Here is a 20321-nt window from a genome sequence, read left to right as displayed (position 1 = left end):
CTTTTCCTTTCAGATAATTGGGCAAGTGGTCATTTTCGCTGATTTTTTTACCCATGCCTCAAACAAGCAAAATTGGCGCCATAAATAAGACAAAATAGCCCATACCACCAGGGCAATTTTCTTGATATTTTGTGCCATTGCCGCAAGGAAGCATTGCATTTGCACTTTGGATAGCCCTCTATAACGGGCATAGCGATGTCCATGATGTTGTTTTGCATCCGCAAAGCTGCGCTCTACGGTTTCTGCTCGACGTTTATAGAGTTTTCTGCCCTGCCTCGATATTCTCACTGCATTGGCGTTGTCCACAGCATCTTGGTAAATATGCCTGGTGATGAGGCGTTCGGCTTTTGGTTTTGGGTACACTGTGAACGTAGTGGGCAAGTTTGGCAATAGGTCGGGTTGGATTTGTAAGTGTGATAACCTTCTCGGGTGGTGGTGCTATAGCGGAGCGATTGCCCTGCGGGGCAAGTGTAGCTGTCAGTTTCGACATCATAGCGGAACGCACTTTTTCGTAAGCGGTTCTTGCCTTTGGTGGGACGACGATAGCCAAATACACCAATAATGCCTCGTCGGGCAAGACTCTCGGCAACAGGGGCGGTAAAATAGCCTGCATCAAGCCCGACCGCTTTGGGCTTGAACCGAAAGCGTTCTGTGGTGGCATCAAGACGAGCAATATAGGGTTGGCTGTCATTGACATTCCCTGCCGTCGCAAAGGTATCTACAATAATCCCGTATTTACCATCGACTGTGCGGTGGTCGAGATAGAAGAAGCCTTTGGGCTTGTTATCTCGGTGCATATACCCACTTTCAGGGTCGGTATTGCTCACGTTGGTGTCTTTGACTTCGACGGCTTTCTCACTCGCCTTTAACGGCTTTTTTCCTTTTGCTTCCCTCTCTTTTGCCACATCTTCGTTGAGCATAGCGATATATTGGCTCACTCGAACTGCTCGCTTTTCATTATGCTTTTTGTTTTTATTGGCACTGGCTTTCAAGTGGGTGCTGTCAGTAAACAGATATTTACCTCCCACCAAGCCTTTTTCCATCGCTTGCCAAACAATGTGGGTAAAAATACGCTCAAATACATCCGTACCATTAAAACGGCGAAGACGGTTTTGGCTTAAGGTACTAGCATCTATCACTTTTTCCGTGAGGCTCATCCCCAAAAACCAACGGTAAGCGACGTTGACTTCAATCTCTTTCACCAACTGGCGTTCGCTTTTAATACCGAAAAGATAGCCGAGTAACATTATCTTGAACAAACGAACTGGGTCAACTGCGGGGCGACCGTTGTCATGGCAATAGAGATGCGCCACTTCATCACGAATGAATTCAAAATCGATAGCTTTAGCGACTTTACGGACAAGGTGGTCTTTCGGTACGAGTTGTTCGAGACTTATCATCTCGATTTCATATTGGGGTGAGGCAGTATTTTTGAGCATAGGCATTTCCTTTTTTCGATATGCCTATTAGATCAAACCTCTAGAGGTATGTCTAGAGGTTTGTCAGCAGTCTGAACGCCCATCCTTGGGCGTTATTTTTTATCGAGTGTGTGGAGGTTAATCACACTCATGGGTTTACTATAAGGTTACACCGCTCTTAAAAATAGCAAGTTCGCGAAACTCATTTAGCTCATTTTTAGTTGGCTTACCATTGATGATATCAACTATCTTGTCGATAAAATCATCAAATAATTGCGGCATACTAACATCTTCCACTAAACGACCTGCATTAAAATCAATCCAATTACGCTTACGTTGTGCTAATTCGCTATTGGTAGCAATCTTCATTGTTGGCACAAAACCACCATATGGTGTACCGCGGCCAGTAGTAAACAACACCATATGACAGCCGGCAGCAGCTAATGCGCTAGTGGCAACGGCATCATTACCGGGTGCAGTGAGTAAGTTTAAACCCAGTTGAGAAAGACGTTCACCATATTTAAGGACATCGACAACCTGGCTATGCCCAGCTTTTTGGGTACAACCTAAAGATTTATCTTCAAGTGTGGTAATACCGCCTGATTTATTGCCTGGTGATGGGTTTTCATAAATTGGTTGTTGATGTGAAATAAAATATTGTTTAAATCCGTTCACCATATCCACTGTTTTTTGGAAGGTTTGTTGATCGCGACAATGACTCATTAAAATACGTTCAGCACCAAACATTTCGGGTACTTCGGTGAGTACTGTTGTACCGCCATTAGCAGTGACATAGTCAGAGAAGTTACCTAATAATGGATTAGCTGTAATGCCTGATAAACCATCTGAACCACCGCATTCTAAACCAAATTTAACTTCGCTTAATTTACCGCTTTCGCGTTTGTCGTGGCGCATTTGTTGGTAAAGTTGTTCTAATAATTCAAGTCCAACTTCAACTTCATCTTCATAGTGTTGCGACACCATAAATTTCACTCGTTGTTCATCATAATCACCTAGTGTTGCTTTAAAAGCATCAATCTGATTATTTTCACAACCTAGACCAATCACCAATACTGCACCGGCATTAGGGTGTTTTACCATATCTTGTAAGATAATTTTGGTATTTTGATGGTCATCACCGAGTTGTGAGCAACCGTAGCTATGGGCAAACGTAAAGACACCATCAATATCGTTAGCAGGATTTTTTGCCAAAAAACGTTGGCGAATTTGATTAGCAATACCGACCACGCAACCAACGGTTGGTACAATCCAAAGCTCGTTACGAATAGCCACTTCGCCATTAGCACGACGATAGATTTGTACTTCACGATCGGCTTTTTGTGTATGCACCTGTAATGGTTCTGGCTGGTAGCTATAATCATTAATATCACTTAAATTGGTTTTGACATTATGGGTATGAACATATTCACCAATTGCAATATCTTGTGTTGCATGACCAATTGGATAACCATATTTGATCACGTTTTCCGCTTGTTTAATCGCTTGGATCGCAAATTTATGACCTCGCGGAATATCTTGTTTTAAGGTGATATTGGTGCCGTTATCGAGCTGGAGAGTTTCTCCAGCTGATAAGTTTTGTAAGGCAACAGCAACATTATCATGTGTTTGAATTTGAATGTACTGCTTCATAGACCACCTAGCAATATTGAGTTAGAGCGTTACGCATACCTTGTTGCAAAATGGCTGACAATTTTTCACTTACTTCATCAACTAAATGTGGAATTTTGGTAAGATCTTGTTGCCAGTGTTCATTTTGGCTTAATACGTTATGTACTAGCTGCGTTAGCGTAATTTGTTGTTGGTCGAATTGATTCCACCAAGTGCTGAAATTGTCTAACCAAATTTGATCGTCTTGTAGTGGAATAGTTTGTTCACCACGTTTACCACGATAGAAGGCAATTAACGCTGCCAACGCAAAAGTTAAACGATCAGGCAAACGTTGCGTTTGTGCTTGATAAGTCAGTAGTTGTGGCAAAATACGAGTACGATATTTGGTCATACTATTTAACGCGATTGATAACAGTGCGTGTTGAATAAATGGATTTTGAAAACGGCTGATCACTGCACTCGCAAACTGTTCCAATTCAGCTTTTGGCAAAGAGAGAGTTGGAATAATTTCTTGCTGTAATGTATCCATTACGAATTGGCAAAGTTGTTGATCTCGCATTGCATCACCAACATAATCAACGCCAGCTAGATATGCTACTGGTACTAATGCTGTATGAGCACCATTAAGAATGGCTACTTTACGTTCTTTGTAAGGTTTAATATCATCGACCACTAAAATATTTAAATTCACTTCATCTAAGTGGAATAATTTTTCAAGCGATTTCGGACCTTGAATAACAAAGAGATAGAAATATTCAGCGGTATCTAAGAAGGTATCTTGGTAACCTAATTCTTCAGTTAATTGAGTAACTTCATTACGTGGGTAACCAGTGACAATACGGTCAACGAGAGTAGAGCAGAAGGTATTTGCTTCATTTAACCAACTAATGAAATCTGCTGAAAGTTGCCATTCCTGTGCATAACGCAACACCAGCTCTTTCAATTGTTCACCATTGTAATCGATTAATTCACAAGGTAAGAGAGTAAACCCATGATCTTTGTCACCGTTCACAAATAAGAAACGTTCATATAATAATTGGGTTAATTTAGCTGGGTAGCTGAGTGCGGGACGATCAGTTAACTTATCGCCAGCATGATAACTAATCCCCGCTTCTGTGGTATTAGAGAAAATAATTTTAATCTCGAGGTTATGAGCAAGGTTGATATAGTCATCAAATTGTTGGTAAGGATTAATTTCATTATTAACAGAACGAATAATTCGCGCTTGTTTTACTGCTTCACCTTGTTCATTTAAGCCACGAATAATAGTGGTATAAAGTCCATCTTGCGTATTTAATAGCGGTGGAAAATCTGTATCAATCGGACGTATGATAGTGATACCACTATTAAAATTGGTTTTCTCATTTAATAAATCGATTTGCCAATCAATAAATGCACGTAAAAAGTTACCTTCACCAAATTGAATGATTTTTGTTGGATATTGATTGCCAGGGAAATTGGTACGGTTGAGTTGTTGCATAGTCTAATCTCCTAGTTATTCTTGATTTAATTCGATTGCAAAATAATCGCGTGCATTGTCGAAACAAATGTTTTTGACCATCTCGCCGAGTAGTGCAAGATCTTGAGGGGCTTCACCATCTCTTACCCAATGTCCGATCATACGGCAGAGAATTCTGCGGAAATATTCGTGGCGTGTATAAGAAAGGAAACTACGGCTGTCAGTAAGCATACCAACAAAGTGGCTAAGTAAACCAAGTTGGCTTAATTGAGTCATTTGACGAATCATGCCGTCTTTTTGATCGTTAAACCACCAACCTGTACCAAATTGCATTTTGCCTTTAATACCTGCTTGTTGGAAGTTACCGATCATCGTACCTAATACTTCGTTATCTCTTGGATTTAGGCAATATAAGATAGTTTTTGGTAAACGATCATTTTTTGCTTGAGCATCAAGTAAGCGAGAAAGCGCTTGTGCAATAGGTTCATCATTAATTGAATCAAAACCTGTATCTGGACCTAATTGTTTAAACATTAAGGTATTATTATTACGCAACGCACCGATATGATATTGTTGTACCCAATTACGTTTATGATATTCATTACCTAAAAAGACCAATACTGCAGTTTTGAATTTAGCAATTTCAATTGGTTCTAAAGGTTGGTTTGCTAAACGTTTTTGTAAAATCTGATCAAGTTCATTTTCTGTGGCTTCTGCATAAACAACCACATCTAATGCGTGGTCTGATACTTTACAACCATGTTGTGCAAAATAATCAATACGCTGTTCTAAGGCATTACATAATTGGTAGAAACGACAAATATCAATATTAGAAATTTTAGCTAACTGTGCAACATAACCATTAAAGGTATCTAAATGGATATTGATCGCTTTATCAGGACGGAAACTTGGAGCTACTTTAGTTTTAAAGTTAGTATCTTTAGCAATAATTTTGTGGAAACGTAAATCGTCAACTGGATCATCTGTAGTACCAATGAATTTCACATTCATTTGTTGGATGATACCTTTGGCAAAGAATTGTTCTTGTTGTAGTAAAGCATTACCACGATCCCAAATGTCTTTAGCAGTTTTTGGAGATAATAGCGTATCAGTGATGCCAAATGGACGTCTTAATTCTAGATGTGTCCAATGATAAAGTGGGTTACCAATAGTGTGAGGTACAGTTTCACTCCAAGCGAGAAACTTCTCATAATCATCGACATCACCTGTGCAGTATTTTTCATCAACACCATGAGTACGCATAGCACGCCATTTATAATGGTCACCTTTCAACCAAATGTCATAGAGGTTCTTAAATTGATAATTGGTAGCAATTTGTTCAGGTGGTAGATGGCAGTGATAATCAAAAATTGGTTGATGTTCTGCATAATCAAAGAAGAGTTTCTTTGCAAATTCAGTATCTAATAAAAAGTCGTCATTAATAAAAGCATTCATTGAATCATCTCCATAAATATTATTGGTAGGATAAAAAGTAGGTATATATTAAACTTATTATACCAATTTTAAAATATAAAGATGTTTTTTTTGTGATATTTATCTCATTTTTGATAAATAAGTATGACATATTTAAAAGATAAATGCTAGGATTACGCCAGTTTTAGAAATCCTATAGGTAAATCTCAAGGATTGAGAGATAAAGCTATCATACATTTATTCACTTTTCGGAGATGCATATGAAATTTAACAAACTTATTCTATCTGGACTTTGCCTTACTTTACCTATGTTGTTTGTAAGTGGTAATGCATTAGCGCAACGAGTAACTTTAAAGTTAGCACATAATTTAGATCAATCTCATGTTGTCCATAAAGCGTTAGAACAAATGGCAAAAGAAGTACAAGAAAAATCGGGTGGAGAACTAAAAATCCGTATCTATCCTAGCGGACAAATGGGTGGTCCACGTGAAACTATCGAATTGATTCAAAATGATGCTTTAGATATGACTAAAGCAAGTGCAAGTGAAATGGAAGCATTTGTAAAAGAATTCTCTGTGTTTAGTTGTCCATATCTTTTTGATAATGAAGATCACTTCAAAAAAGTACTATTTGGACCAATTGGTAAAGAAATTACCGATAAGACAACAAAGAGTGGTTTTAATGTGTTAGCGTCTTATGTTGCAGGTACAAGAAGCTTTTATGCGAAGAAAGAGATTCACTCTCCAGCAGATATGAAAGGCTTGAAGATTCGTGTTGTTTCTACGCCAACAACGAATAAGTTAATCGAATTATTAGGTGGAGCACCAGCACCAATTCCATTTGGTGAAGTTTATACAGCATTACAACAAGGGGTTATTGATGGTGCAGAAAATAATATTCCATCTTATAACCAAACTCGTCATGTAGAAGTTGCTAAATATTATATTGAAGATCAACATACTAGCGTGCCTGACTATTTGATTATTTCAGCAAAAACATGGAATAAGTTAGATGATAAGCAAAAGGCGATTTTAACTGAAGCAGCTCATAATTCAGAAACTTATCAACAAAAATTGTGGGATGAAGAAGTTGCCCGTTCTACTGAAGAAGCGAAAAAAGCTGGGGCTAAATTTATTACTGTAGATAAAGCACCATTCCGTGAAGCATTGAAACCGTTATATGACGATTTCAATAAGGATCCAGCATTAGCGGAAATTATTAAACAAATACAAGCTGTAAATAAATAGTTGTTACTCCTTATTACCCTAGTGGGTAATAAGGAGATTTTTTTATCCTTGTTATGGGAGGAATTATGTTAGCGAAAATAAAGAGAGGGATTGATCTCTTTATCTCAACATTTTCTATTATTGTGATGGTATTGCTGGTGATTTGTGTTACATGGCAAGTATTTAGTCGTTATGTGTTACAGATTCCAAGTACAGTTACTGATGAAGTTGCTCGCTTTAGTATGATTTGGGTGGGATTACTCGGTGCTGCTTATACAGTAGGGTTACAAAAACATTTATCTATTGATCTTTTCACACATAATTTAACGCACTATAAGAAAGCAGTAAGCAATATTTTTATTAATGTGTGCATCTTTTTCTTTTCATTAGGTGTGATGGTATTTGGTGGAATTAATTTAGTAATGAACGTGTATGCATCAGGACAAATTTCATCTTCTATGCAGATTCCAATGGCATATGTTTATGTAGTATTACCAATCAGCGGCGTATTAATGATGCTTTATAGTTTGATGTTTATCGTGGAAAGCTTTGCTGCGTTAAAGGAGGGTAAATAAATGGAATGGCTTTTATCATGGGAATGGTTTGTTCCTTTAGTGATGTTTGTATCCTTTTTTGTGCTTGTTTTCTTAGGCGTTCCTATTTCATTCTCTATCGGGATTGCAACCTGCGCAGCAGCGTATTTTATGTTGCCTTTTAAAACAGTACTGATTGTTTCTGGACAAAAAGTAGCTACTGGATTAGATAGCTTCTCTTTGTTGGCAATACCATTTTTTATCTTGGCAGGATCCTTGATGAATAGCGGAGGTATTGCAACAAGATTGATTAACTTCTCTCAAGTGTTAGTAGGTAGAATCCCAGGATCATTAGGACATGTAAACGTTATGGCGAATATGATGTTTGGTTCAATTTCTGGATCAGCCGTTGCTGCCGCTGCTGCGGTTGGTGGTACTATGGCACCATTACAAAAGAAAGCAGGATATGATCCAGCTTATTCCGCTGCAATTAATGTTTCTTCTTGTATTACTGGATTATTGATTCCACCGTCTAATGTAATGATTGTATATGCGTTAACTGCTGGTGGGATTTCTGTTGCAACACTGTTTATGGCTGGATATGTTCCTGGTTTCTTAATGGGAATAGGTATTATGGTGGTTAATTATATTATTGCCAAAAAACGCAATTATCCTGTGTCAGAGAAACCAACATTAGCTTTAGTGATTAAATATGCACTAGACGCAATTCCAAGTTTGCTGATGGTGGTTGTGGTAATTGGCGGTATTCTAGGTGGTATTTTTACTGCGACAGAAGCTTCAGCTATTGCGGTAGTCTATACATTTATCTTGTCTGTTGTGATTTATCGAGAAATTAAGCTATCAGAATTACCGAAAATTATCTTGGAATCTGTGGTAACAACTTCAATTGTTTTATTCTTAATTGGAGTTTCAGTGGCGATGTCATGGGCAATGACGAATGCAGATATTCCATATATGATTAATGATTTATTGTTAAGTGTTTCAGATAATTTAATTGTTATCTTATTGATTATTAACATCTTATTATTAATCATTGGTGTGTTTATGGATATGACACCAGCGGTATTAATTTTTACGCCAATTTTCTTACCGATCGTAACTGATTTAGGTATGGATCCAGTACATTTCGGAATTATGATGATTTTTAACCTTTGTATTGGTCTATGTACTCCGCCTGTGGGTAGTGCGTTGTTTGTTGGATGCTCTGTTTCTGGCGTTAAACTACAAAATCTGATTAAACCAATGTTACCGTTTTTTGCTGTCCTTTTAGTAACGCTATTTATGGTAACTTATATACCACAACTTTCTCTCTTCTTACCTAATTTATTAGGTATCTAATCTGCTTTGTTGCTATTGTTTTATAACTTATTAGAACAATAGCAACAATTTTTTCTGAAATTTAGAATAAAAATTGTATGCTATGATATAATTTTTAACGTGAATCTCGTTTAAATAGGTATGATATCAAATGAAGTTGACTGATAACCAAAGACTTTATCAACAGTTAGCACAAGATCTCAAAAACCGAATTATTTCAGGAGTTTATAAAGTTGGTGATAAATTGCCTGCTGAAAGATTTATTTCAGAAGAAATGAATGTCAGTAGAACGGTGGTGAGAGAAGCGATCATTATGTTAGAAGTGGAAGGCTATGTCGAAGTAAAAAAAGGATCTGGCATTCATGTTATTGCTTCGGCACCGAAAGATGCTTCTCAACTGAATGAACCTAAAGGCTTAGAATTTTCGAAATGTGGTCCGTTTGAGTTATTGCAAGCACGTCAATTAATTGAAAGTATTATTGCTGAATTTGCCGCAACACAAGTAACGAAAGAAGATATTATTGATTTAATGGAAATTCAGAAAAATGCTAGACAAGAAGATCGTTTTAGAGATTCTGAATGGGATTTGAAATTTCATACTAAAATTGCACAAATTACTCGAAATAGTGCTTTGGTAACAATTGTTCAAGAAATGTGGCAGCAAAGAATTTTAAACCCGTATTGGCGTAAATTGCATGAGCATATTGATTCGCGTTCTATTGACAGCTGGTGTAATGAACATGATGAAATTCTGCAGGCATTAATGAAAAAAGATTCGGAAGCTGCAAAAATCGCAATGTGGAAACATTTAGAACATACTAAACAAATGTTATTTAATGGTGCGAATGATGATTTTGAAATTAGTATCGATAAATATATGTTTTCCGATAATCCTGTCATTCATTTATCTCAAAGTCTTTTTTCATTGAAAGATACTGTAAAAGATTAACCTTTAATGGGTTAATCTTTTTACCTTTCTATATTTTTATCCCTCTTTCTATTCTCTACATCTTATTAATTTCAAACCAAAAGTATTCAAAAGTTAAATAACCATCATTTCACATTGAATATTATTTGTGTGTTTTATCACATTAATGCACCTAATTCGCAAAAATGATAATGAATTACTTGCAATAATCCATATCTGATAATAGACTAACGGAAAGTGGTAAATTGTGGTAAATAGTGGTAATAAATTCTTCCTTTTAACTCATTTTATAGGTAACGAGTATGTTTCGAGGTGCATCTCTCATTAATCTTGATGCTAAGGGTCGTTTAGCGATTCCTACTCGTTATCGTCTAGAACTACAAGAGAAAGAAAACGGACAGTTAATTTGTACTGCTGATATTCGCCAACCTTGTCTATTGTTATACCCATTATCTGAATGGGAAATCGTCGAACAAAAATTACTGCAATTACCGAACTTTGATGAAACTGGACGACGTTTACAACGTGTTATGTTGGGATACGCAACGGAATGTGAACTGGATAAAACTGGTCGAATTCTTCTTAGCCCTGCATTAAGACAACATGCCGCCCTAGAAAAAGAGATTATGCTTGTTGGTCAGCTCAATAAATTTGAAATTTGGCAAGCTGAAAAATGGCAACAACAAATTGCAGAAGACATTCAAATTGGTAGCAGTGGTACGATAGCAACGTCTGATGAGTTAAGAACTTTGTTTTTATAAGCGAGTTTTATTCATATGGAACAAGTAACCTATTCAGATCCTGCACACTTTACTGTTTTGCTGAATGAAGCAGTAGAGGGATTGTCTTTGAAACCAAATGGTATCTATATTGATGGTACTTTTGGTCGTGGTGGACATTCGCGCAAAATTTTATCTGAATTGGGTGAGAATGGACGTTTATTAGCTATTGATCGTGACCCAGAAGCTATTTTAGCTGCACAAGCGATTCAAGATTCGCGTTTTTCCATTGAACATAGTACTTTCTCTGAGATTAAAGCTATTTGTGAAAAATATGCATTAGTTGGCAAAGTTGATGGTATTTTGCTCGATCTTGGTGTTTCTTCACCACAATTAGATAATGCAGAACGTGGCTTTAGTTTTATGCAAGATGGTCCGTTAGATATGCGAATGGATAGTTCTAAAGGGCTTTCTGCAGCAGAATGGTTGCAACAGGTTTCAGAAAGTGATTTGGCTTGGGTATTAAAAACCTTTGGCGAAGAACGTTTTGCAAAGCGTATTGCACACAATATTGTCGAATTTAATCGTCAAGCTTTACAAAATAAAACTGAGCCATTAACACGTACATTGCAATTAGCGCAGTTAATCGCTCAATCAATTCCAGTAAAAGAGAAACATAAACATCCAGCAACCCGAAGTTTCCAAGCTATTCGTATTTTTATTAATAGCGAATTAGAAGAGTTAGAGAAGATTTTAAATTCTGCACTTGAGGTTTTAGTGCCAGAGGGCAGATTAGCCATTATTAGTTTCCACTCCTTAGAAGATCGTTTAGTAAAACGCTTTATGAAGAAACAAAGTAAAGGAGAGGAAATTCCAAAAGGATTGCCATTAACTGAAGATCAAATTGAACGTAATCAGAAATTAAAAATTATTGGTAAAGCGATTATGGCGAGTGATGAAGAACTTGCCGTAAATGTTCGTTCAAGAAGTGCAGTATTACGAGTAGCGGAGAGATTAAGATGATTTTTAAAACTTATGATCGCTACCCATTATGGCGAATTATTGTAGATGATATTTTCCAAGCGAATAAAACGGTGATGTTGTTATTGATTGCATTATTAATTACGGCAGTTTCAACAGTATGGATTACCCATTTAACCCGTTTAGCAATTAATGAGAAAAATCAGCTACAAACAGAATATCAAGCATTACAAAGTGAGGCATTGAATTTGCGCTTAGAAGATAGTGCATTGAGCGATCGTACTAGAATCGAAGGGATCTCTCGTCAACTAGGTATGCAATCGACGCAAGATGAACAAGAAGTATTAATTATTGAATAAATTAGATAACTGGGTACTACGATGGCTAGGGTCAAAAATAAATCATTACAACAAGTGAGTAGTTTTTCAAAGGGGCGTTATATCCTCACTATCGTTTTAATTATTGCTGGTTTAGTGGCGCTAATTGCGAGAGCAGCCTATGTTCAATTAATTAATGCTGATTTTTATATTGCAGAGGGTAATAAACGTTCATTGCGTACTGAACAAATTCCTTATATTCGTGGTGATATTCTTGATCGTAATGGTGAATTGTTATCGGTGAGTGTTGAAAACTATTCAATTATTGCCGATCCAAAAGAAATTTTTGAAAAAAATTCATTGATGGAAAAAGAACGCTGGCAGCGTTTAGCAGAAACATTGAATGTTCCATTATCAGATGTTATCAATCGTTTAAATAAAAATCCTAAATCTCGTTTCGTCTATTTAGATCGTCAAATTTCACCAACAATGGCGAAATATATTCACGATCTTAAAATCACAGGTATTTCTATGCGTAAGGAATACCGTCGCTTTTATCCAACTGTGGAAGAATCTGCACAATTATTAGGTTATACCAATATTGATGGACAAGGTATTGAAGGGATTGAAAAGAGTTTTGACTCCTTATTAATTGGCAAATCGGGTTCTAAAACTTATCGTCGAGATAAGTCGGGTAATATTATTGAGAATATTTCTAGTACGCAAAAATATGATGCTCACGATGTGACATTAAGTATTGATCGTCATTTGCAATCAATGGTATTCCGCGAAATTAAAAAGGCAGTAGCAGAAAACAAAGCGGAATCAGGTACGGCGGTGTTAGTTAAGATTAGTACTGGTGAAATCTTAGCAATGGCAACTGCACCATCTTATAACCCAAATAGTATTTTTGGTTCACAAGCAGAATTACGCCGTAATCGTGCGATTACCGATACCTTTGAACCAGGTTCAACAGTAAAACCATTTGTGGTATTAACTGCATTGACACAAAAGATCATCTCTCCAGATACAGTGATTAACACTAAACCGTTTGTGGTCAATGGGCATACTATTCGTGACGTGGCACCGCGTAATGAATTATCCATTACAGGAATTCTACAAAAATCGAGTAACGTTGGGGTAAGCCGACTATCTTTACAAATGCCGATTTCTGTATTGATGAATACTTATCACAAAGCCGGTTTTGGTATGCCGACTAATTTAGGTTTGGTTGGTGAACAATCAGGGACTTTACCATTAAACCGTAAACGTTGGGCAGATATTGAACGTGCTACAGTGGCGTATGGTTATGGTTTAACCGTAACACCATTACAATTAGCGCGTGCTTATGTGGCGTTAGGTAGCTTTGGTGTTTATCGTCCGCTTTCTATTACTAAAGTCGATCCGCCAGTAATTGGAGAGCGTATTTATTCTGAAAAAGTAACTCGTGAAGTCGTGCATATGATGGAAAGTGTTGCACAACCGGGCGGTGGTGGTATTGCTGCTGCGGTACCGGGTTATCGTGTGGCAATTAAAACAGGTACAGCGAAAAAATTGGAAAATGGTCAATATGTGGATAAATATATTGCCTATACAGCTGGTATCGCACCGGCGAGTGATCCTCAATTTGCATTGGTAATTTTGATTAATAATCCAACCGCAGGTAAATATTATGGTGGTGCAATTTCTGCGCCAGTATTCTCAAAGATTATGGGACATACTTTACGTGCAAAAAATATTACACCTGACGGTATTGAAGGTGAGGTTAAGAGTGCGAAACGCGTTGTACGTATTGATACACTAAAGAGTGAAAATCAACGAGATAATTAAGGAAAATCAAAATGCAGCGTTTAAGCCGTTACTTTAATTTAACCTTACCAGAGCAACCATTACAGGAGATGCAGTTAGATAGTCGAGCAGTAAAAAAAGGGGATGTTTTTGTCGGCTTAATTGGACATCAAATTGACGGTAGAAAATTTGTACCACAAGCGATTGCTGCTGGCGCTGCAGCGATTATTTTAGAGAGTGAAGATGCGCAAGATAAAGCGCGTTTAACTTGGCAGGACAATATTCCTGTTATCTATGTTTATCAACTAGCTAACCAATTATCTCAATTGGCGGGTGAGTTTTATCAGCAACCTTCTAGTCAAGTAACATTAGTAGGAGTAACTGGTACAAATGGTAAAACCACAATTGCAAATTTATTAACTCAATGGACTCATTTACTTGGTAAATGTAGTGCAGTGATGGGTACCATTGGTAATGGTTTTTATCAACAGATTAAACCAGCGACTAATACCACAGGTTCTGCGGTAGAAATTCAACGTAATTTAGCAGATTTTGTTAGGCATGGCGCAGATTTTGTGGCAATGGAAGTTTCTTCACATGGTCTGGTACAACAACGTGTTGCAGCGTTACATTTTAATGCTGCGGTATTTACTAACTTGAGCCGCGATCATTTAGATTATCACCACACTTTAGCTGCATACGCTGCTGCCAAGAAAATATTGTTCACTGAATTAGATGTACAACAACGTATTATTAATGCTGATGATGAAGTGGGACAACAATGGCTGCAAGAATTGCCTGATGCAGTTGCAGTGAGTTTAAATGTAAGATTCCAACCCAACCATTCACAATGGTTAAAAGCAGAACATATTGAATATCACCCACAAGGTGCCACGATTCATTTCTCTTCTAGTTGGGGTGATGCCACTTTTCATTCCAAACTCATTGGTGAGTTCAATGTTGCTAACTTATTACTTACTACTGCAACGCTATTATCATTGGGCTACTCTTTAGCGCAATTAAGCGCTACCGTTTCTCAACTTGAGGGTGTTTGCGGCAGAATGGAACGCTTTACTGCCGAAAACCGACCAACGGCAGTTGTAGATTACGCACATACACCAGATGCGTTAGAAAAAGCATTATTAGCGGCTAAATTACATTGCCATGGACAATTGTGGTGTGTGTTTGGTTGCGGCGGTGATCGTGATAAAGGTAAACGTCCACAGATGGCGAAGATTGCGGAACGATTGGCGGATAAAGTGATTATTACAGACGATAATCCGCGTACTGAAGATGCTGCTGCAATTATAAATGATATTGTACAAGGGCTAGACTTTCCAAATAACGCTACTATAATTCATCGCCGTGAACAGGCATTAGAGTATGCTTTTTCGCAAGCAGCACCAAATGATCTTATTTTGGTAGCAGGCAAAGGACACGAAGATTACCAAATTATTGGACAAACCAAATACCATTTTTCTGATCGTGAGATTGTGTCACGATTGCTGGGATTGACATAACACAAATAACATAAAGAAGAATAACAAATGATCACAATTAATTTTTCTACTTTAAGTAAGTTGTTAGCTGCACAAGAAATTAACCCACCTCAAGCTGACATTGAAGTAGATAGTGTAACAACTGATAGCCGCACAAATTGTTGCGGCAGTATTTTTTTTGCATTAAGGGGAGAAAGTTTTGATGCTCACCAATTTCTTGATCGCGTGTATCAACAAGGCGCAAAGATTTTGGTAGTAGAACAAGCTAACCCTAATATTCCATTGCCACAATTAGTGGTTGCAGATACAAAAAAAGCATTAGGACAATTAGCCGCTTGGGTAAGATTACAAGTTAATCCTAAAGTTGCTGCGATGACAGGTTCATCAGGTAAAACAACAGTAAAAGAGATGACTGCCGCGATTTTGCAACATACGGCGAATTCACCAGATGAAGTATTGTTTACCGCAGGTAATTTTAATAATGATATTGGGGTGCCATTAACGTTATTACGTTTAACTAATGCACACCGTTATGCAGTGATTGAGCTTGGTGCTAATCATGCAGGTGAAATTGCTTATACCACACAATTAGCACGTCCAGACGTAGCTTTAGTCAATAATGTCGCACCAGCGCATTTAGAAGGATTTGGCTCAGTGGAAGGTGTTGCTAAAGCAAAAGGCGAAATTTATCAAGGTTTAACGTCAAACGGTGTGGCGATTGTTAATGCAAACTGTCAATATCTCAATTTCTGGCAGCAAAATATTGGCCATCATCCTATTCAACAATTTTCGATCAATTCAGCACAAGCTGATGTCTATGCTAAAGCGATAATACCTTATGCCGAAGGTTATCATTTTGTGTTATGTACACCACAAGGAGAAATTGCAATCGATTTACCTTATTTAGGGGAACATAATATCAGCAATGCGTTAGCGGCAGCCTCCTTAGCGTTGGTTTTAGGCGCTTCGTTGCAAGATATTAAAGCAGGCTTAGCCGCAGGTAAACGAGTAAAAGGCAGACTCTTTCCTGTTGTGGTGAATCCGCAATTTACTATTTTGGATGATACTTACAATGCCAATGTGGATTCATTAAAAGCAGCCATGGCAGTGTTACAACAAGCAACACAAGCTATCAAAATTTTAGCAGTCGGAGATATGGCGGAGTTGGGTGAAAGTACAGAGCAATGCCATCAACAAGTTGCTGAAGCAGCACATCAAGCAAATTTAAGCAAAGTATTTAGTTTTGGCCATTATAGTCGAGCTATTAGTGCGCGTTGTGGCGGCGAACATTATCAACAGAAAGCAGAGTTAATTACTGCATTGCAACAATATGTAACAGAACAACTGCAGGCAGGAAAAACAATTTTATTATTAGTGAAAGGATCTCGTTCAATGAAAATGGAAGAGATTGTGGAAGCATTTAAAGGTTTTGGACAATGTTAGTTTGGATTAGTGAATTTTTAGTCAAGTATCACACTTTTTTTAATGTCTTTTCATATATTACTGTTCGTGCAATTTTAGCGTTATTAACTGCATTATTGTTCTGTTTATGGATTGGTCCTAAAGTCATTACCAGATTACAAATGTTGCAAATTGGTCAAGTCGTGCGTAATGATGGACCAGAAAGCCATTTTAGTAAACGTGGTACGCCGACAATGGGTGGTATTATGATTTTAGCCTCTATTGGTGTTAGTACCTTGTTATGGGCAAATCTAGAAAATCCATATGTGTGGTTTGTGCTATTTGTGCTATTTGGTTATGGTGCAGTCGGTTTTATTGATGATTACCGTAAAGTGGTGCGTAAAAATACAGATGGCTTAATTGCACGTTGGAAATATTTTTGGCTCTCTTTTGTGGCGTTAATTGCCGTAATCGGAATGTACTGGATTGGTAAAGATACTAATGCAACGGTATTGGTAGTACCATTCTTTAAAGAAATTATGCCGCAACTCGGTTTGTTTTATATTGTGTTGTCTTATTTTGTGATTGTTGGCACCAGTAACGCAGTGAATTTAACTGACGGCTTAGATGGCTTGGCGATTATGCCAACAGTATTAGTTGCTGCTGCATTTGCCTTAATTGCTTGGGCAACTGGTAACTTCAATTTCGCAGATTATCTACATATTCCTTATATTAAATTCAGTGCTGAATTAGTGGTTGTTTGTACTGCCATTGTTGGAGCAGGCTTAGGTTTCCTTTGGTTTAATACTTATCCAGCACAAGTATTTATGGGAGATGTTGGTTCTTTATCATTAGGTGGTGCCATCGGTACGATTGCTGTTTTAGTAAGACAAGAATTTTTATTAGTCATTATGGGTGGTGTTTTTGTTATTGAAACATTGTCAGTAATTTTACAAGTGGGATCATACAAATTAAGAAAACAACGTATTTTCCGTATGGCGCCGATTCACCACCATTTTGAATTAAAAGGCTGGCCAGAACCACGCGTTATTGTCCGTTTTTGGATTGTTTCCTTGATTTTGGTGTTGTTAGGATTAGTAACGTTGAAATTACGTTAAGTGGTATTTGAGGGGACAGATAACAATGTCTAAGTGGGATTATACAGGGAAAACCGTCACTATCGTTGGTTTAGGCAAAACAGGATTATCTTGTGTTGATTATTTCGTTGGCAAAAATGTTAAATTGCAAGTGATTGATACACGCCAACATCCAGCAGGTTTAGATCAATTACCAACAAACGTTCCTGTTCATACAGGTAGTTTAAATACTGAATGGTTGGTTAATAGTGATTTAATTGTCTTAAGTCCAGGGATTGCAGTAAAAACACCAGAAATTCAACAAGCCATTGCTGCTGGTGTGGAAATCGTTGGCGATATTGAGCTATTTTGTCGTGAAGCAACAGCGCCAATTGTCGCAATTACCGGATCTAATGGTAAAAGTACCGTAACCACATTAGTTTATGAAATGGCAAAAGCTGGCGATATAAAAGTTGGCATTGGCGGTAATATTGGTATTCCAGCACTTTCCTTGTTAGATAAAGGCTGTGATTTGTATGTATTAGAGCTTTCAAGTTTCCAATTAGAAACGACTTATAGTTTGAAAGCAGCTGCTGCAACGATCTTGAATATTTCCGAAGATCATATGAATCGTTATCGTGATTTAGAAGACTATCGTCAGGCAAAATTACGTGTTTATCAAAATGCAAAAACTATTGTTGTTAATCATGAAGATCGCTTGACTCATCCTGATAATCACGAGGAACAACAAACAGTTTTCAGTTTTGCCGCACAAGATGCAGATTATTATTTAACCACTGAATCAGGCAAAATTTATCTCAATACGCCAACTAAACGTCTATTATCTGTTGAGGAAATGAAATTAAGTGGTCGCCATAATTATATGAATGCACTCGCTGCTATTGCGTTAGCGGAAGCGGTTAATGTTCCTGAAAAAGGCATTGTGCAAGCATTGCAAACTTTTGGCGGCTTAGATCACCGTTTTCAAACTGTACATCAAGCAAATGGCATACGTTGGATTAATGATTCTAAAGCAACCAATGTAGGCAGTACGCAAGCGGCTTTAAATGGTTTGGAAGTAGCGGGTCGTTTATATTTATTACTTGGTGGTGATGGCAAAGGAGCAGATTTTAGCGATTTAAAACCACTAATTAATAAACCTAATATTTTCTGTTATTGCTTTGGACAAGATAAAGCAGCATTAGCGGCATTATCAACGCAAAGTGTTATTGTGGATACCATGGAACAAGCGATTAATGCGATTCGCCCATTGTTGCAAGCAGGCGATATGGTGCTATTATCACCAGCTTGTGCGAGTTGGGATCAGTTTGCTAATTTTGAAGTACGCGGCAATGATTTTGCTCGTTTAGCTAAACAATAAATAAAGGTAAGGTTTAATGTTATCGAGAATAAAAGATGGCTTTTGGCGCTGGGGACGTATTACACCGCAATCGTCTTTATATGATCGTACCTTATTTTTATTGTTCATTATTCTATTATTTATTGGTTTTGTTGCAGTAACAACGGCATCATTTACTACTGCAGCAAAGCTGTATAATGACCCGCTCTATTTTGCGATCCGTGATGGTATTTATATTATTACTGGATTGGCGATGTTCTTTTTTGTGCTGCAAATTCCAATGGAAAAATGGGAAAAATGGAGCACGTGGTTATACTTAATTGCGCTATGTTCACTGATTGTAGTGTTAATTGTTGGTCGTAATATTAACGGGGCAACGCGTTGGATTTCATTAGGCTTTGTTAATTTCCAGCCGGCTGAGTTAGCGAAATTAGCGTTAATTTGTTATCTTTCCAGCTTTTTTGTACGCAAATATGATGTAGTGACAACACGACAACTTATCTTCATTCGCCCGACTATTGTTTGCAGTATCTTAATTTTGTTTTTGCTGTTGCAACCGGACTTGGGAAGTAGTGTTGTATTATTCGTCATTACATTTGGTATGTTGTTTATCGCCGGCGCAAAAATTTTCCAGTTTTTCTTACTGATTGGGGCTGGTGCAAGCTTATTAATGTTTTTAATTGTAATTTCGCCATACCGAATGAAGCGGGTTACTTCTTATATGGATCCTTTTGCCGATGCTTTTGGTACAGGCTATCAATTGTCAAACTCATTAATGGCATTTGGTAATGGGGAGTTTTTTGGTCAAGGATTAGGTAATTCCATCTTAAAATTAGAATATTTACCAGAGGCACATACTGACTTTGTGCTTGCCATTATTGGTGAAGAATTTGGTTTTATTGGCGTGTTAGTCATTGTCTTTTTACTATTTTCTTTGGTATTTCGTGCCTTAAAAATTGGTAAAGAGTCGTTAAAATTAGAAGCTAAATTTCGTGGCTTTTTTGCTTTTGGTATTGCATTCTGGATTTTCTTCCAAGGTTTCGTGAATTTAGGCGTAACTATTGGCTTATTACCAACAAAAGGTCTTACATTCCCACTAATCAGTTATGGTGGTTCAAGTTTAATTATTATGTGTATTGCGATTGGCATTTTAATGCGGATCGATCATGAGAATCGGTTAGCAAGTGGGCATGCACATTTACGAGATGATTAAGA

At 37.4% G+C, this 20321-nt stretch carries 17 protein-coding genes; 13 read left to right on the top strand and 4 right to left on the bottom strand.

All coding sequences use genetic code 11. The features are described from left to right. Positions 1 to 9: 9 nt before the first annotated feature. From NYR30_RS07865 to uxaC, 4 genes are all read right to left on the bottom strand, one after another. A protein-coding gene (locus NYR30_RS07865; protein ID WP_302500406.1) for an IS1182 family transposase occupies positions 10 to 1439 on the bottom strand; the annotation gives its coding sequence in 2 pieces (ribosomal slippage) (positions 10 to 344 and positions 344 to 1439; 1431 coding nt in all). Between the two features lie 138 nt (positions 1440 to 1577). Continuing rightward, positions 1578 to 3068, bottom strand: a complete 1491-nt coding sequence (locus tag NYR30_RS07860) for a UxaA family hydrolase (RefSeq protein ID WP_066111778.1) — start codon at positions 3066 to 3068, stop codon at positions 1578 to 1580. A gap of 7 nt (positions 3069 to 3075) precedes the next feature. Further along, complete coding sequence (locus NYR30_RS07855; protein ID WP_066111780.1) at positions 3076 to 4527, bottom strand: tagaturonate reductase; 1452 nt, start codon at positions 4525 to 4527, stop codon at positions 3076 to 3078. A gap of 15 nt (positions 4528 to 4542) precedes the next feature. Continuing rightward, positions 4543 to 5961 carry a glucuronate isomerase gene (uxaC, locus tag NYR30_RS07850; RefSeq protein WP_066111782.1) on the bottom strand — a complete coding sequence of 473 codons (1419 nt, stop codon included), beginning with the start codon at positions 5959 to 5961 and terminating at the stop codon, positions 4543 to 4545. Between the two features lie 239 nt (positions 5962 to 6200). Here uxaC and NYR30_RS07845 point away from each other — a divergent pair, with 239 nt between their 5' ends. The 13 genes from NYR30_RS07845 to ftsW all read left to right on the top strand — a co-directional run bounded on the left by NYR30_RS07845 (position 6201) and on the right by ftsW (position 20319). Beyond that, the gene (locus NYR30_RS07845; protein ID WP_066111784.1) at positions 6201 to 7187 is read left to right on the top strand and encodes a TRAP transporter substrate-binding protein; all 987 of its coding nucleotides are present in this window, start codon (positions 6201 to 6203) and stop codon (positions 7185 to 7187) included. Between the two features lie 65 nt (positions 7188 to 7252). Further along, positions 7253 to 7741 (top strand): TRAP transporter small permease, encoded by a 489-nt coding sequence (locus NYR30_RS07840; RefSeq protein ID WP_231924933.1) that lies wholly within the window; start codon positions 7253 to 7255, stop codon positions 7739 to 7741. After that, the gene (locus NYR30_RS07835) at positions 7742 to 9058 is read left to right on the top strand and encodes a TRAP transporter large permease (RefSeq protein ID WP_066111786.1); all 1317 of its coding nucleotides are present in this window, start codon (positions 7742 to 7744) and stop codon (positions 9056 to 9058) included. It abuts the gene before it with no gap. A gap of 130 nt (positions 9059 to 9188) precedes the next feature. Next, complete coding sequence (exuR, locus tag NYR30_RS07830; protein ID WP_066111788.1) at positions 9189 to 9986, top strand: transcriptional regulator ExuR; 798 nt, start codon at positions 9189 to 9191, stop codon at positions 9984 to 9986. 281 nt (positions 9987 to 10267) lie between these two features. Next, positions 10268 to 10726, top strand: coding sequence for a division/cell wall cluster transcriptional repressor MraZ (mraZ, locus tag NYR30_RS07825; RefSeq protein ID WP_302500405.1), 459 nt, complete (start codon positions 10268 to 10270; stop codon positions 10724 to 10726). Positions 10727 to 10741: 15 nt separating this feature from the next. Further along, positions 10742 to 11707, top strand: a complete 966-nt coding sequence (rsmH, locus tag NYR30_RS07820; RefSeq protein WP_066111791.1) for a 16S rRNA (cytosine(1402)-N(4))-methyltransferase RsmH — start codon at positions 10742 to 10744, stop codon at positions 11705 to 11707. Further along, positions 11704 to 12024, top strand: coding sequence for a cell division protein FtsL (gene ftsL, locus NYR30_RS07815; protein WP_066111792.1), 321 nt, complete (start codon positions 11704 to 11706; stop codon positions 12022 to 12024). Before rsmH ends, ftsL begins: the two co-directional genes overlap by 4 nt. 21 nt (positions 12025 to 12045) lie before the next feature. Continuing rightward, positions 12046 to 13812 carry a peptidoglycan glycosyltransferase FtsI gene (gene ftsI / locus NYR30_RS07810; RefSeq protein ID WP_066111794.1) on the top strand — a complete coding sequence of 589 codons (1767 nt, stop codon included), beginning with the start codon at positions 12046 to 12048 and terminating at the stop codon, positions 13810 to 13812. Positions 13813 to 13823: 11 nt separating this feature from the next. Continuing rightward, the gene (gene murE, locus NYR30_RS07805) at positions 13824 to 15290 is read left to right on the top strand and encodes a UDP-N-acetylmuramoyl-L-alanyl-D-glutamate--2,6-diaminopimelate ligase (protein WP_066421871.1); all 1467 of its coding nucleotides are present in this window, start codon (positions 13824 to 13826) and stop codon (positions 15288 to 15290) included. Between the two features lie 27 nt (positions 15291 to 15317). After that, positions 15318 to 16712 carry a UDP-N-acetylmuramoyl-tripeptide--D-alanyl-D-alanine ligase gene (gene murF / locus NYR30_RS07800; protein ID WP_066421874.1) on the top strand — a complete coding sequence of 465 codons (1395 nt, stop codon included), beginning with the start codon at positions 15318 to 15320 and terminating at the stop codon, positions 16710 to 16712. Next, a complete protein-coding gene (mraY, locus tag NYR30_RS07795; RefSeq protein WP_066421877.1) occupies positions 16706 to 17788 on the top strand; it encodes a phospho-N-acetylmuramoyl-pentapeptide-transferase in 1083 nt (360 codons plus the stop codon). Before murF ends, mraY begins: the two co-directional genes overlap by 7 nt. Before the next feature lie 25 nt (positions 17789 to 17813). Further along, positions 17814 to 19127, top strand: a complete 1314-nt coding sequence (gene murD / locus NYR30_RS07790) for a UDP-N-acetylmuramoyl-L-alanine--D-glutamate ligase (RefSeq protein WP_066421880.1) — start codon at positions 17814 to 17816, stop codon at positions 19125 to 19127. A gap of 16 nt (positions 19128 to 19143) precedes the next feature. Continuing rightward, on the top strand, positions 19144 to 20319 hold the full coding sequence (gene ftsW, locus NYR30_RS07785; RefSeq protein WP_066111802.1) for a putative lipid II flippase FtsW: 1176 nt from the start codon (positions 19144 to 19146) through the stop codon (positions 20317 to 20319). Positions 20320 to 20321 lie beyond the last annotated feature (2 nt).

It is taken from the genome of Gallibacterium salpingitidis (genome assembly GCF_030517105.1).
Classification (GTDB): Bacteria; Pseudomonadota; Gammaproteobacteria; order Enterobacterales; family Pasteurellaceae; genus Gallibacterium; species Gallibacterium salpingitidis.
This window is presented reverse-complemented; position numbering and strand designations above follow the sequence as displayed.